Genomic DNA, 14,254 nt, shown 5'->3' with positions numbered 1-14,254 from the left:
CAGGCGCGAAAAAGGCCCCGGGCGGAGCCCGGGGCCTTGGAGGAAGAGCCGCTACGGCAGCTGAGCCGCCCGCGCCTCACGACGGTTGTCGCGGAACGTGTTCACCCGCCGCGCCGTCGCGAAGAGCGGAATCACCGCCCCCAGCACGAGCTGGAGCGCACAGCCGGTCTGGAGCAGCAGCTCACCGCCCGGCGCGTCGAACGCCCACGCCGCCAGCAGACCCATGCTGAGCACGATCCAGCTGAGCATCGCCACCGCGAGGCGCCCCCGCGGCTTGGGGTACTCGACGCGGCTCACCATCAGCCACGCCACGCCCAAGATCGCCAGCAGCGTCGGGATGAACGGCAGCTCCAGCAGCACCACGGAGACGACCGTCAGGGCGCCGAAGGGGCTGGGCATCCCCTGGAAGATCCCGTCCCGCATCGGCACGCACGAGAAGCGCGCCAGCCGCAGGATCACCGCGAGCAGCACCACCACGGCGGCGACCGCCGAGACCTTCTGGTGCGCGCCCTGGGCGACGACGCCCCACACCACCACGAAGTACGCGGGGGCGAGGCCGAAGCTGATCAGGTCGGAGAGGTTGTCCAGCTCGGCACCCATCGCCGAGCTGCGCAGCTTGCGCGCCACCAGGCCGTCGAAGAGGTCGAAGACCGAGGCGAGCAGCATCAGCATCACCGCCGTGGCCGCGCTGTTGCGCGCCATGCCGCCGTCCTCACTGTCGGTGAGGTGGGGCATGAGGATGCCGGTGGTGGTGAAGTACACCGCCATGAAGCCGCAGATGGCGTTGCCCAGGGTGAGGGTGTCCGCTATCGACAGCCGCGTGGACAGCGGCATGTCGTCGACGTCGTCCTCGGGCTCCGCCTCCGGGACCCAGTCGACCTGTGTGTCGGGATCAATCACGGTCAAGGCGCGTCACTCCTGCCGTGGTGGCCTGGCCGACCTCGACGGCCGCCTCGACGCCCTCGGGGAGGTAGACGTCGACGCGCGAGCCGAAGCGGATCAGGCCGATGCGTTCGCCCTGCTCCACCTTGGTGCCCTGCGGAACGTAGGGGACGATGCGCCGGGCGACCGCGCCGGCGATCTGCACCATCTCGATGTCGCCGAGCTCGGTGTCGAAGTGCCAGACGACCCGCTCGTTGTTCTCGCTCTCCTTGTTGAAGGCCGGCACGAACCCACCGGGGACGTGCTCGACCGACGTCACGGTGCCGGCCATGGGGGCCCGGTTGACGTGGACGTTGAGCGGGCTCATGAAGATCGCGACGCGGGTGCGTCCGTCCTTCCACGGCATGATGCTCTGCACCACGCCGTCGGCGGGGGAGATGACCCGGCCCTGGGCGATCTCCCGCTCCGGGTCGCGGAAGAACCACAGCATGCCGGCCGCGAGAGCGGTCGACGGCACGGCCAGTGCGGCCCAGCGCCCGGAGCGGCGGGCGCGGGTGAGGCTGACCGCCGCGGTGGCGACGGTGGGGAGGAGCCACGGCGATGCTCCGCGCGCAAGGCGGACGACGCGGCCGCGTGGTGCAGAGGAAGAGCTGTGGGGCATGGATGACCTTCGTAGCGGAGGGTGCCGCATAACGATCGGGGGACGGCGGCTTTCCGGCGATGCTATCGGTTGCGAGCGACAACTGGCCAAGCGCCAGCGCCAGTCAATGGCCGGACATCGATGACAGTGTGTGATCTACATCTCGGCGAATCCTCCGCCAAATCCCCCCAATTCGGACAATTAACCCTGAATTCGGTACTCCTCGAGGAGGCGGCGACCGATGATCATTTTCTGGATCTCGGCCGTTCCCTCGCCGATCAGGAGCATCGGCGCCTCGCGGTAGAGCCGTTCGATCTCGTACTCCTTGGAGAAGCCGTAGCCGCCGTGGATGCGGAAGGCGTCCTCCACCACCTCCTTGCAGTACTCGGAGGCGAGGTACTTGGCCATTCCGGCTTCCAGGTCGTTGCGCCGGCCCGAGTCCTTCTTGCGTGCGGCACTCACCATCATCGCATGGGCGGTTTCGACTTTTGTACCCATTTCGGCAAGCTTGAACTGAATCGCCTGGTGCTGGGCGATGGGCTTGCCGAAGGTGTGGCGCTGCTGCGCGTAGGAGACGCCGAGTTCGAACGCACGCTGGGCGACGCCGCAGCCACGCGCCGCGACGTTGACGCGGCCCACCTCGACGCCGTCCATCATCTGGTAGAAGCCCCGGCCCGTGGCGCCGCCGAGGACCCGGCCGGCCGGAACACGCAGGCCGTCCATGATCAGTTCGGTGGTGTCGACGCCCTTGTACCCCATCTTGTCGATCTTTCCGGGGATGGTCAGCCCCGGCTTGACCTGGCCGAACCCGGGCTCCTTTTCCACCAGGAAGGTCGTCATCGACTTGTGCGGCGCCGTCCCCTCCGGATGTCCCTCGTCCGTGCGGCACAGCACCGCCACCAGCGTCGAGGAACCCCCGTTGGTCAGCCACATCTTCTGGCCGGTCAGCACGTAGTCGTCCCCGTCGCGCACGGCCTTGGACGTGATGGCCGACACATCCGAGCCCAGCCCCGGCTCGGACATCGAGAACGCGCCCCGCACCTCGCCCGTCGCCATCCGGGGCAGGAAGTGGTCCTTCTGCTCCTGCGTCCCGTGCTGCTTGATCATGTAGGCGACGATGAAATGGGTGTTGATGATGCCGGAGACGCTCATCCAGCCCCGGGCTATCTCCTCCACGCACAGCGCGTAGGTGAGCAGCGACTCCCCGAGACCGCCGTACTCCTCGGGGATCATCAGCCCGAAGACGCCGAGTTCCTTGAGGCCCTCGACGATCTGCGTCGGGTACTCGTCGCGGTGCTCCAGCTCCGTGGCGACCGGGATGATCTCCTTGTCCACGAAGCCGCGGACGGTGGCGAGGATCTCCTGCTGGACGTCGGTCAGTCCGTCGGTCTGTGCGAGGCGGCCCATGCTGCTCACTTCTCCTGGACGATCGGTTGGAATCCGGAGGGGTCGCCCCGAAGGGGCGTCGTTTGAGGGTGGTGGTGGGAGACGGGCGGGCGGCCGGGCTGCTCGCCGCCGCGCTCCTCGATGTACTGGGCGGTCGGGACCATCACCTTGCGCCGGAAGACGCAGACGAGGGTGCCGTCCTGCTTGTAGCCGCGGGTCTCGACGTGCACGATCCCGCGGTCGGACTTCGACTTCGAGGGCGTCTTGCCCAGGACGGTCGTCTCGCCGTAGATCGTGTCGCCGTGGAAGGTTGGCGCCACGTGCCGCAGCGACTCGACCTCCAGGTTGGCGATCGCCTTGCCCGAGACGTCCGGCACGGACATCCCCAGCAGCAGGGAGTAGACGTAGTTGCCGACGACCACGTTCCGCTTGAAGTCGGTGGTCCGCTCCGCGTAGTTGCTGTCCATGTGCAGCGGGTGATGGTTCATGGTGAGCAGACAGAACAGGTGGTCGTCGTACTCCGTCACCGTCTTGCCGGGCCAGTGCTTGTAGACGTCGCCGACGGTGAACTCTTCGTAGGTGCGGCCGAACTGCACGGTGCTACGCCTCCGGGATCTCGAACTTCGACGTACGGGTCATGCCGGCGGCCCGGCCCTTGCCGGCGATCACCAGCGCCATCTTCCGGCTGGCCTCGTCGATCATCTCGTCGCCGAGCATCGCCGACCCCTTCGCGCCGCCCTCCTCGGAGGTGCAGTACGCGTAGGCGTCGAGGATCAGCTCGGCGTGGTCGTAGTCCTCCTGGGACGGCGAGAACAGCTCGTTGGCGATCCCCACCTGGTCCGGGTGGAGCACCCACTTGCCGTCGAAGCCCAGCGCCGCCGCGCGCCCCGCGACCTCGCGGAAGCCGTCGGGGTTGCGGACCTGGAGGTAGGGGCCGTCGATCGCCTGGAGGTCGTGGGCGCGGGCGGCCATCAGGATGCGCATCAGGATGTAGTGGTAGGCGTCCGCGCCGTAGCCCGCCGGCTGCTCGCCGACGACCAGGGTCCTCATGTTGATGGACGCCATGAAGTCGGCCGGGCCGAAGACGATGGTCTCCAGCCGGGGCGAGGAGGCCGCGATGTCGTCCACGTTCACCAGGCCCTTGGCGTTCTCGATCTGCGCCTCGATGCCGATCCGCCCGACCTCGAAGCCCATCGTCTTCTCGATCTGGGTCAGCAGCAGGTCCAGGGCGACGACCTGCCGGGCGTCCTGCACCTTCGGCAGCATGACGCAGTCGAGGTTCGGGCCCGCGCCCTCGACGACGGTGATGACGTCCCGGTACGTCCAGTGCGTCGTCCAGTCGTTGACGCGCACGACGCGCGCCTTGCCCGACCAGTCGCCCTCGTTGAGCGCCTCCACGATCATGTGGCGGGCCTTCTCCTTGACGAGCGGTGCGCAGGCGTCCTCCAGATCGAGGAACACCTGGTCCGCCGGGAGGCCCTGGGCCTTCTCCAGGAAACGGGGGTTGCTGCCGGGCACCGCGAGGCAGGAGCGGCGGGGACGGAGCCGGTTCACGGGAGTCATGCGGAGACCTCCAGGGGGTCGAGCGCGTTCGCTGTACGGATCTCATCGACGATACGACCGATGATCTCGGTGATGCCGAAGTCCTTGGGGGTGAAGACGGCCGCGACGCCGGCCGCCCGCAGGGCGTCCGCGTCCGCGGCCGGGATGATGCCGCCGACGATCACGGGCAGCTCGCCCGCGCCCGCCGCGCGCAGCCGGGCCAGCACGTCGGGCACCAGCGCGGCGTGCGAGCCGGAGAGGATGGACAGCCCGACGCAGTGCACGTCCTCGGCCACGGCCGCCGAGACGATCTGCTCGGGGGTGAGCCGGATCCCCTGGTAGACCACCTCGAAACCGGCGTCACGGGCCCGGACGGCGATCTGCTCCGCGCCGTTGGAGTGCCCGTCCAGCCCGGGCTTGCCCACCAGCAGCCGCAGCCGGCCGCCGCCCAGTTCGGCGGCGGTCCGCGCCACCTTCGCCCGGACCGCGGCCATCGGCGTGCCCGCCTCCGCCGTGACGGCCAGTGGCGCGCCGCTGACGCCCGTCGGGGCGCGGAACTCGCCGAAGACGTCGCGCAGCGCCCAGGCCCACTCCCCGGTGGTCACCCCGGCGCGGACGCACTCCAGCGTCGCCGGCATCAGGTTCTCCGAGCCGGCCGCCGTCTTCTTCAGCACCGACAGGGCCTCCTGGGCCCGCACTTCGTCCCGGTCGTCGCGCCAGGAGTGCAGTGCCGCCACCACCCGCGCCTCGTTGGCCGGATCCACCGTCATGATGGCGGTGTCGAGGTCCGCGGTGAGCGGGTTGGGCTCGGTGGACTCGTAGCAGTTGACGCCGACGATCTTCTCCTCGCCGGACTCGATGCGCGCCCGGCGCGCGGCGTGCGAGGCGACCAGCTCCGCCTTGAGGTAGCCCGACTCGACGGCCGCCATCGCGCCGCCCATCTCCTGGATCCGGTCGATCTCGGCCAGGCACTCGGCCACCAGCCCGTCCACCTTCGCCTCGACGACGTGCGAGCCGGCGAAGATGTCCTCGTACTCCAGCAGGTCGCTCTCGTGCGCCAGCACCTGCTGGATGCGCAGCGACCACTGCTGGTCCCAGGGGCGGGGCAGCCCCAGCGCCTCGTTCCACGCCGGGAGTTGCACGGCACGGGCGCGGGCGTCCTTGGAGAGGGTGACGGCCAGCATCTCCAGGACGATGCGCTGGACGTTGTTCTCCGGCTGGGCCTCGGTCAGGCCGAGGGAGTTGACCTGGACGCCGTAGCGGAAGCGGCGGTGCCTGGGGTCCTCGATGCCGTACCGCTCGCGCGTGACCTTGTCCCAGATGCGGCCGAACGCCCGCATCTTGCACATCTCCTCGACGAACCGTACGCCCGCGTTCACGAAGAACGAGAGGCGCGCCACCACGTCGCCCCGGCGCTCCTCCGGAACCTGCCCGGAGGCGAACACCGAGTCGAGGACGGCGATGGCCGTGCTCATCGCGTACGCGATCTCCTGGACCGGGGTGGCGCCCGCCTCCTGCAGGTGGTAGCTGCAGATGTTGATCGGGTTCCACTTGGGGAGGTGGTGGACCGTGTACGCGATCATGTCGGTCGTCAGGCGGAGGCTCGGCCCGGGCGGGAAGACGTGCGTCCCGCGCGAGAGGTACTCCTTGACGATGTCGTTCTGCGTCGTCCCCTGGAGCAGGGCGATGTCCGCGCCCTGCTCCTCCGCGACCACCTGGTACATGGCCAGCAGCCACATCGCGGTGGCGTTGATGGTCATGGAGGTGTTCATCCGCTCCAGCGGGATGTCCTGGAACAGCCGTCGCATGTCACCGAGTTGGGAGACCGGCACGCCGACCCGGCCGACCTCGCCGCGGGCGAGGACGTGGTCGGGGTCGTAACCGGTCTGCGTCGGCAGGTCGAAGGCGACCGACAGGCCGGTCTGGCCCTTGGCGAGATTGCGCCGGTAGAGCTCGTTGGACGCCTCGGCGGTGGAGTGGCCGGCGTACGTCCGCATCAGCCAGGGGCGATCTTTTTGACGCCCCGTCATCAAAGGCTCCGGAAGCGGTTGATGGCGTCGATATGCTCGGCCCGCAGCTTCTCGTCCCGTACGCCCATGCCCTCCTCGGGGGCGAGCGCGAGCACGCCGACCTTGCCCTGGTGGAGGTTGCGGTGGACGTCGTACGCGGCCTGGCCGGTGTCCTCCAGCCGGTACGTCCTCGACAGCGTCGGATGGATCTTCCCCTGCGCGACCAGCCGGTTGGCCTCCCACGCCTCGCGGTAGTTGGCGAAGTGCGAGCCGACGATCCGCTTCAGCGACATCCACAGGTAGCGGTTGTCGTACTGGTGCTGGTAGCCGGAGGTGGAGGCGCAGGTGACGATCGTCCCGCCCTTGCGCGTGACGTAGACGGAGGCGCCGAAGGTCTCCCGGCCCGGGTGCTCGAAGACGATGTCCACGTCCTCGCCGCCGGTCAGTTCGCGGATGCGCTTGCCGAACCGCTTCCACTCGCGCGGGTCCTGCTCGTGCTCGTCCTTCCAGAACCGGTACCCCTCGGCGTTCCGGTCGATGACCGCCTCCGCGCCCATCCGCCGGCAGATCTCCGCCTTCTCCTCGCTGGAGACGACGCAGATGGGGTTGGCGCCGCCGTTGAGCGCGAACTGCGTGGCGTACGAGCCGAGTCCGCCGCTCGCGCCCCAGATCAGCACGTTGTCGCCCTGCTTCATGCCCGCGCCGTTACGCGAGACGAGCTGGCGGTAGGCGGTGGAGTTGACCAGGCCGGGGGCGGCGGCCTCCTCCCAGCTGAGGTGACGCGGCTTGGGCATCAGCTGGTTGGACTTGACGAGGGCGATCTCGGCGAGGCCGCCGAAGTTGGTCTCGAAGCCCCAGATGCGCTGCTCGGGGTCGAGCATGGTGTCGTTGTGCCCGTCGGCGGACTCCAGTTCGACGGAGAGGCAGTGCGCCACGACCTCGTCGCCGGGCCTCCAGGCGTTGACCCCGGGGCCCGTGCGCAGCACGACGCCGGCCAGGTCGGAGCCGATGACGTGGTACGGCAGGTCGTGCCGCTTGCCGAGCGGCGACAGCTTCCCGTAGCGCTCCAGGAACGCGAACGTCGGGACGGGCTCGAAGATCGACGTCCAGACGGAGTTGTAGTTGACCGAGCTGGCCATCACGGCCACCAGCGCCTCGCCGGGCCCGAGTTCGGGCACCGGCACCTCCTCGACGTGCAGCGACTTGCGAGGATCCTTCTCCCGGGAGCTGAGCCCGGCGAACATCTCCGCCTCGTCCTTGTGCACGGTCACCGCGCGGTACGACTCGGGGAGGGGCAGGGCGGCGAAGTCCTCGCTCCTGGTCTCGGGGCTGAGGATGGCGTCGAGTATCTGGTTCACGGTTGTGCCTCCGGCGAAGCGCGTTCAGAGGAAACGGGCTCGAGGGAACGTCGGGGGATGGTGCCGTCGGTTCGGGAGCGCGCGGGGGTGGTGCGCGCGGGAGGTGCGGGTGGCTCTTGCCTGGTGACGCAGGCGGTCCGGGCGCACAAGTGGTGCCTTGTGATGCCTTGTAGGGCCTTGTGGGGACAGCCGGCGCGCGACGTCGGTGTCTGCGGGCCGGCCGCCCGGACGGGATTCAAGTTATGGCACGGCGTGCCAGCCGACAAGACACTGGGTGCCAGGAATTTGAGACATCTGTCACCGGGGGGTGCACAGATGAGCGCGGCTGCCGCTCGGCGTGATCTGTATCGCTCTGTGTCGCGAATCGGCTGTTGACGGGTTTGAGCCGCCGCCCAGCGCGAAGACGAGCCGCGGAAACGAGCCCCGTCGAAAGGAAACCGAGTCGTGCCCGGAAACAGCAGCGCCGTGGCGGTCACGGTCACGGACGAACGGCTGGTCAGGCGTGCGGTGAAGGCGGCGGCGCTCGGCAACGCCATGGAGTGGTTCGACTTCGGCGTCTACAGCTACCTCGCCGTCGTCATCGGCGACGTGTTCTTCCCCTCCGGCGACGGCACCGTACGGCTGCTGTCGTCCCTGGCGACCTTCGCCGTGGCCTTCCTCGTACGGCCGCTCGGCGGGCTCTTCTTCGGCCCCCTCGGCGACCGCGTCGGCCGCAAACGCGTGCTCGCGCTGACCATGGTGCTGATGGCCGCCGGCACCTTCGCCATCGGACTGATCCCCTCGTACGCGGCCATCGGTTTCTGGGCCCCGGTCCTGCTGATCGGTTTCCGGATGCTCCAGGGCTTCTCGACCGGGGGCGAGTACGGCGGCGCGTCCACCTTCATCGCGGAGTACGCGCCCGACAAACGCCGCGGCTTCTACGGCAGTTTCCTCGAGTTCGGCACCCTCGGCGGCTACATCGGCGCCGCCGGCCTCGTCACCGTCATGAGCATGTGGCTCGGCGACGACGGGATGCGGGAGTGGGGGTGGCGCGTACCCTTCCTCGTCGCCGGGCCGCTCGGCTTCGTCGGCCTGTACCTGCGGCTGAGGCTGGAGGACACCCCGGCCTTCCGGCAGCTGGACCGGACCGAACGCCCCTCCGAAGCAGCCGGGTTGAAGGAGATCTTCCGCACCCAGTGGTCCCGGCTGGCACTGTGCGTCGTCCTGGCCGGAGCCTATGGCATCACCGACTACATGGTGCTCTCCTACCTGCCCACCTATCTCACCGACCGGTTGGGGTACGACGACGCGCACGGCATCGCCGTCCTGATCGTCACCATGGCCGTGCTGATGTGCGTCATCACCTTCGTGGGCCGGCTCAGCGACCGCGCGGGCCGCAAACCGCTGCTGATGGCGGGCATGGGCGGATTCGTCGCGCTGTCGGTACCCGCCTTCCTGCTGCTGAGGCAGGGCAGCCTCGTCGCCGTGTTCGGCGGCATGCTCCTGCTCGGCCTTCCCCTCGTCTGCCTGCTCGGCACGATGTCGGCCGCGCTCCCCGCGCTGTTCCCCACCCGCGTCCGCTACGGCTCACTGTCCATCGGTTGCAACCTCTCCACTTCCCTCTTCGGTGGCACCACCCCGCTGATCACCACCGGCCTGATCCACGCCACCGGCAGCGACCTGGCCCCCGCCTGGTACGCCGCGGGGGCGGCGCTGGTCGGCCTGGCCGCGGTGGCCTGCATGAAGGAGACGGCCGGGCAGCCGCTGGAGGGCTCGCCGCCGTCGGTGTCGACGGAGGAGGAGGCGCTGGAGATCACGGGCACGGGTTCCCGGGCGCGGCGGGGTGTGTGTCCTTCGTCTCGTCCGTGACGAGAGGGAACATCCGGGGCGGGTGGTTGCGTTGCGCAGGGTCTGTACGCCCTCCTTCCTTCCCTCCCTCCCCGGAAAGACCTCCCATGCCCCTGGCCCTGCTCGCCCTGGCGATCTCCGCTTTCGGTATCGGGACGACCGAGTTCGTGATGATGGGCCTGCTGCCCAATGTCGCCGACGACCTGGGCACCTCCGTGCCCACCGCCGGTCACCTCGTCTCCGCCTACGCACTCGGCGTCGTCGTCGGCGCCCCGCTGCTGGCCGCCCTGGGCGCCCGTGTCCCCCGTAAACGCATGCTCGTCCTGCTCATGGGACTGTTCACGATCGGGAACCTCGCCTCGGCCCTGGCCCCGACCTTCGGGACGCTTGTCGCCGGGCGTGTGCTCGCCGGGCTGCCGCACGGCGCGTTCTTCGGCGTAGGCGCCGTGGTCGCCACGCGTCTCGTCGCCGAGGGTCGGCAGGCCCGGGCCGTCGCGACCATGTTCCTCGGCCTGACCGTCGCCAACATCGTCGGCGTTCCCTCGGCCACCCTGCTCGGCCAGCACCTGGGCTGGCGGGCCACCTTCCTGGTCGTCGCCGGCGTCGGCCTCCTGGCCATGGCCGCGCTCGCCCTGCTCGTCCCGCGCGTCGCGGGCGAGACGCCCGGCAACCTCGCCCGCGAACTGCGAGCCCTCGGCAACCGCCAAGTCCTGCTCGGCCTGCTGACCGCCGTCTTCGGCTTCGCCGGGGTCTTCGCCGTCTACAGCTACCTGGCCTCCATGGTCACGGAGGTGACCGGCCTCTCCGAGACCTCGGTCACCCTGGTGCTCGCCCTCTTCGGCGTCGGCATGACCCTCGGCGCGCTCGCCGCCGGCCCGCTGACCGACCGCGCGCTGCGCCCCACGCTGTACGGCTCGCTGGCCGCACTGGCCGCCGTCCTCGTCCTCTTCGACTTCACCGTCCACGTGACGTGGGCGGCGCTGGCCACGGTCGTCGTACTCGGCGCGGTCGGCTTCCTCACCACAACTCCCTTGCAGATGCTGGTCATGCGCCATGCTCGGCATGCCCCGACGCTGGCGGCGGCCTCCAACCACTCCGCCTTCAACCTCGCGAATGCGGGCGGCGCGTGGCTCGGTGGCGTGGCCATCGCGGCGGGGTGGGGGTGGACGTCGCCGACGCTGGTGGGGGCGGGGCTGGCGGTGGTCGGCTTGGCGGTCGCGGTGGTTGCCGGTCACCTGGACCGCGGCGGTCACGAGCCCTCGGCGGTGGTCGCCCGTGCCGAAGGGCCTTCGGAGCACCAGCCGGTCGGTTGAGCCGGGGCCGGGCCCGTACCGTCGGTACGAGCCCGGCGCACGACCCTCGTCCAACTGCCGTTGGCGATGGCGGCAAACCCTGGGCCATGACGATGTGGCCGAGAGAAGCGCTTGCCGCTTGGGTCCAGGGTTCCGTAGCGTCGCATGCCGCACCTCAGGCTTTGCATGGGGAAAGGCCTGGACCAGGGTGCGCTGGATGCGCGCTCCCATCACCGCACGGGAAAGGAAACGGTTTCTCATGCGCTCTCGCAGGCTGCTCGTATATCTGACGACCTTCGTCTGCCTGGCACTGCCCTCCGGGGTGGCGGCTGCTGCCCCGCAGGTCGCCGCACGGACCCAGCCGGGGGTGGCTGCCTCCGATCCCACGCCCGACGAGATCAACTCCACGGTCAACCTCGCGCTGGACTACCCGTACGAGGACGTGCCCGGCTCCTACCTCTTCGTGAACGGGAAGGCGTACCCGTACCAAGAGGTCGGCAGAGACCCGATCATGGACAGTTCCATCACTTTCGAAGGCGAGGAAGTAGCCGTAAAGGACTTCCTCAACAAGCGGTTGTCCGAGATCGGTGGTCAGTTGCCGCCCGACACTTCCCAACGCACCCCGGTCATCGGCTATGGATCCAACAGGGCCCCCTCGGCGCTCGCACGGAAATTTGTATCCCCCGGCTTCACCCGCGGCTGGTCCGTGATTCCGGTCATCAAGGCCGACCTCAAGCATTTCGAAGTCACCCACGCCGCGAACTTCTTCCCCAACGGCAACCAACCGGCGACCATCCGGTACGCCGAGGAGGCATCGTCCGAGGTCTTCGTGACCTGGATGGACAAGGACGAGCTCGCGCGCATGCACTCCACCGAAGGACTGGACGACAAGTCCCCGCGCAGCTGGTATCAGTACGGCAAGCTGGACAACATCGAACTCCGCCCTAAGGGCGGCAATTCCCTCACCAGTGCCTACGTGTACGTGGACAATTACGGCTCCACGAAGGTGGGCGGCAAGACTTACAGCCTGAAGAAGGTCGGCGGCACGCCGGTCAGTGAGCGTGTCAGCCAAGAGGGGATCCTGAACAAATCAAAGTCGCTCAAGAAGGTGGGCTCCGTGCCCGTCCCGGAGAGCACACGGTGGACCTGCGGTGCCTACTTCCCCGACTCGGTCCGCAACTTCGTCTGCGCCACATACGTCGATCCCTGCGTACGCGCCGACCGCACTGAGCAACTCATGAAGTACAGCGAGCCCTTCAGCCTTCCGCGCTCGTCGGGTATGACCTACACAAAGAAAATGGGCTCCAGCACCGCCGGCAACCCGATTGTCTTCAAAGGCCCGCGCTGCCCCCACAATCCCGACATCGGCTGAGCCGAGCGGCGGTCTCCGGCCTCAAATGCTTGAGGCCGGAGCCTCCGTGATGACCGGAATCAACCACTCTGCCTTCAACCTCGCGAACGCGGGCGGGGCCGGGCTGGGCGGCTCCGCCATCGCGGCGGGGTGGGGCTGGACGTCGCCGACGCTGGCGGTGATCGGGCTGGCGATCGCGGTGACGGCGGGGCGGCTGGGCCGGGACGACCAGGCCGCCTCGGCGGTGGTCGCCCGCAGCGAGCGGGTGGCGTCGGACCAGCCTGTGGGCTGAGCCGGGGCCAGGCCCGTACCACAGCTGGTACGGGCCCGTGCCCTACAGAGGCGTGGCCTCGTGCGCCGCCGCGATGGCGTCGATCCGCCGCGCGAGGTCGAAGTCGGCGTCGGTGAGCCTGTGCCCGGCGTCGTGGGTGGTGATCGAGAAGCGGACGTGGTCCCAGCGGAGGTCGATATCGGCGTGGTGCCCGATGAGGCGCTCGACGTCCGCCACGTGCACGATGAGGGCCACGCCGCCGTGGTAGCGGATCTCGAAGGCCCTGGCGATCGAGTCCCCTTCCCGGCGCCAGCCGGGCGTGGAGCCCAGCCGGTCCTCGATGGCTTCTTCGGAGAGCCGTTCCTTGCCTTCGGCCATGTCATTCCTCTGTGTTCACGGGTGTCAGGACTTCTTCGAGCGACGTACCGGACCGCGTGTCCCGCCATGGCCGCATCGCCGACCGTAGGGCCGCCAGCTCCCGGCGCATACGGGCCGACCCTGTGTCCACAGCGATGGACACCGCTTGCTCCGCCAGTTCGGTGGCCTGGTCAGGTTCTCGGGCGAGCGCGGCCGCATGGGCGAAGCGTGCCAGATAAACTCCTCGGTCGCGGCGAGCGGTTGAGGGCACGTGCTTGAGTACTTCCGACCACAGCGCGACCGCTTCCTTCCCCAGGCCGAGGCGGCCGTAACAGGTCGCCCGTTGTACCTCCAGATAGCCCGGGGTTCTGCGGCAGGCGTTCCCCCAGGGGAGTTCGTCGTTCACGCGGGAGACCTGGGAGGTTGCCTGATCGAGGAGGCGGTCACAGCTTTTCCGGTCGTTGCGGAGGCTTGCGCCGTGAGCTTGTTGCTGTAGTGCCATGACTCGGATCTTCGGCGGGAGGTTGGGCCGATGGTTCAGCGCGGCCTCGCAGAGGTCGATGACCCCTGGGCCGTCCATGAGATCCGTACGTACCTGTGCCTGGTTCACCAGGGAATAGGAGATCAGGAGGGGGTCTTGCACACGCAAGGCGACCTCCTGCGCGACTCCGCGCCAAAACGTAGCTTCAGCCAGGTCACCGGCGTCTTGGTGCAACCAACCCACGAGGGCTGCGTATGCGGCACCGACCCGAAGCAGGCCCTGCCGGGTCTCGCCCGTCGCCACTCGTACCAGTCGGTCGATCAACGCGTACTGGGCGGAAACCGTGCCGATCAGGTCGTGCGGTCCCAGGAGCATGTCCGCTCTGTAGTGCCCCTCCAACTGCTCGGCGAAGTAGTCGATCAGCGACGGGTCGACATACCGCTGGGCGACGAGACCTGAGGTGACGGCGGCGGTCACGGAAGGTGCGAAGTGGCGTGGTCCGCCCGCTGTTTCGGCTCCGGTCACATTCTGGATCTCTGCGCGCACCCACCCGGGTGGAGTGTCGAAACCGAGATCCTCCGGCCAGCATCCGAACGCCGCGTACAACGCCCGTGCACAGTCGCCGCGTGGCCATCCCGGCCTTGCGGACTCCCACCGCCGCCAGGTGCGGGGCGAGACCTCGAAGGCGCGGTCGCCGAGTGCTTCCCTGCCTGCGGCGGTCACTGCCCGGGCAGCGGCTTCCCCCGACCGCCAACCGCGCTTGAGACGCGCCGCCCGCAGTGCACCGTTGCCTCCCGCCGGCGCCTCCTTCTCTGCCATCCACTCTCCATGCCTTGGCCGCGAAATGGCCGTGATACG

The 14,254-nt window shown here is 69.0% G+C and carries 12 protein-coding genes and 1 pseudogene; 4 read left to right on the top strand and 9 right to left on the bottom strand.

Annotated elements, in window-relative coordinates; genetic code table 11:
• Window positions 1–51: 51 nt before the first annotated feature.
• The 7 genes from pssA to ccrA form a co-directional block, all read right to left on the bottom strand.
• On the bottom strand, window positions 52–906 hold the full coding sequence (gene pssA, locus I5Q34_RS29305) for a CDP-diacylglycerol--serine O-phosphatidyltransferase (RefSeq protein WP_199895468.1): 855 nt from the start codon (window positions 904–906) through the stop codon (window positions 52–54).
• Window positions 893–1,543, bottom strand: a complete 651-nt coding sequence (locus I5Q34_RS29300) for a phosphatidylserine decarboxylase (RefSeq protein WP_199895467.1) — start codon at window positions 1,541–1,543, stop codon at window positions 893–895. Before I5Q34_RS29300 ends, pssA begins: the two co-directional genes overlap by 14 nt.
• A gap of 180 nt (window positions 1,544–1,723) precedes the next feature.
• On the bottom strand, window positions 1,724–2,929 hold the full coding sequence (locus I5Q34_RS29295; RefSeq protein ID WP_199895466.1) for an acyl-CoA dehydrogenase family protein: 1,206 nt from the start codon (window positions 2,927–2,929) through the stop codon (window positions 1,724–1,726).
• 5 nt (window positions 2,930–2,934) lie between these two features.
• On the bottom strand, window positions 2,935–3,504 hold the full coding sequence (locus I5Q34_RS29290) for a MaoC family dehydratase (protein WP_199895465.1): 570 nt from the start codon (window positions 3,502–3,504) through the stop codon (window positions 2,935–2,937).
• Window positions 3,505–3,508: 4 nt separating this feature from the next.
• Window positions 3,509–4,471, bottom strand: a complete 963-nt coding sequence (locus I5Q34_RS29285; protein ID WP_199895464.1) for a CoA ester lyase — start codon at window positions 4,469–4,471, stop codon at window positions 3,509–3,511.
• Window positions 4,468–6,480: a protein meaA gene (locus I5Q34_RS29280; RefSeq protein WP_199895463.1), complete on the bottom strand. Its 2,013-nt coding sequence runs from the start codon at window positions 6,478–6,480 to the stop codon at window positions 4,468–4,470. The genes I5Q34_RS29285 and I5Q34_RS29280 overlap by 4 nt, the downstream gene beginning before the upstream one ends.
• The gene (gene ccrA, locus I5Q34_RS29275; protein WP_199895462.1) at window positions 6,480–7,817 is read right to left on the bottom strand and encodes a crotonyl-CoA carboxylase/reductase; all 1,338 of its coding nucleotides are present in this window, start codon (window positions 7,815–7,817) and stop codon (window positions 6,480–6,482) included. Before ccrA ends, I5Q34_RS29280 begins: the two co-directional genes overlap by 1 nt.
• 444 nt (window positions 7,818–8,261) lie before the next feature.
• On the opposite strand from ccrA, the gene I5Q34_RS29270 reads away from it, so the two are divergent.
• The 4 genes and pseudogenes from I5Q34_RS29270 to I5Q34_RS29255 all read left to right on the top strand — a co-directional run.
• Window positions 8,262–9,665: an MFS transporter gene (locus tag I5Q34_RS29270; protein WP_277965576.1), complete on the top strand. Its 1,404-nt coding sequence runs from the start codon at window positions 8,262–8,264 to the stop codon at window positions 9,663–9,665.
• Between the two features lie 86 nt (window positions 9,666–9,751).
• On the top strand, window positions 9,752–10,957 hold the full coding sequence (locus I5Q34_RS29265; protein WP_199895461.1) for an MFS transporter: 1,206 nt from the start codon (window positions 9,752–9,754) through the stop codon (window positions 10,955–10,957).
• Window positions 10,958–11,195: 238 nt separating this feature from the next.
• Window positions 11,196–12,308, top strand: a complete 1,113-nt coding sequence (locus I5Q34_RS29260; RefSeq protein WP_199895460.1) for a hypothetical protein — start codon at window positions 11,196–11,198, stop codon at window positions 12,306–12,308.
• Between the two features lie 61 nt (window positions 12,309–12,369).
• Window positions 12,370–12,579 (top strand): annotated as a pseudogene (locus I5Q34_RS29255) (MFS transporter); the annotation flags it as partial.
• A 42-nt stretch (window positions 12,580–12,621) separates the two neighbouring features.
• Here I5Q34_RS29255 and I5Q34_RS29250 read toward each other — a convergent pair.
• Complete coding sequence (locus I5Q34_RS29250; protein ID WP_199895459.1) at window positions 12,622–12,936, bottom strand: 4a-hydroxytetrahydrobiopterin dehydratase; 315 nt, start codon at window positions 12,934–12,936, stop codon at window positions 12,622–12,624.
• Between the two features lies 1 nt (window position 12,937).
• Window positions 12,938–14,215 (bottom strand): Twin-arginine translocation pathway signal, encoded by a 1,278-nt coding sequence (locus I5Q34_RS29245; RefSeq protein ID WP_199895458.1) that lies wholly within the window; start codon window positions 14,213–14,215, stop codon window positions 12,938–12,940.
• Window positions 14,216–14,254 lie beyond the last annotated feature (39 nt).

Origin of the sequence: Streptomyces sp. AV19 (assembly GCF_015999245.1) — a bacterium.
Taxonomy (GTDB): domain Bacteria; phylum Actinomycetota; class Actinomycetes; order Streptomycetales; family Streptomycetaceae; genus Streptomyces.
This window is presented reverse-complemented; position numbering and strand designations above follow the sequence as displayed.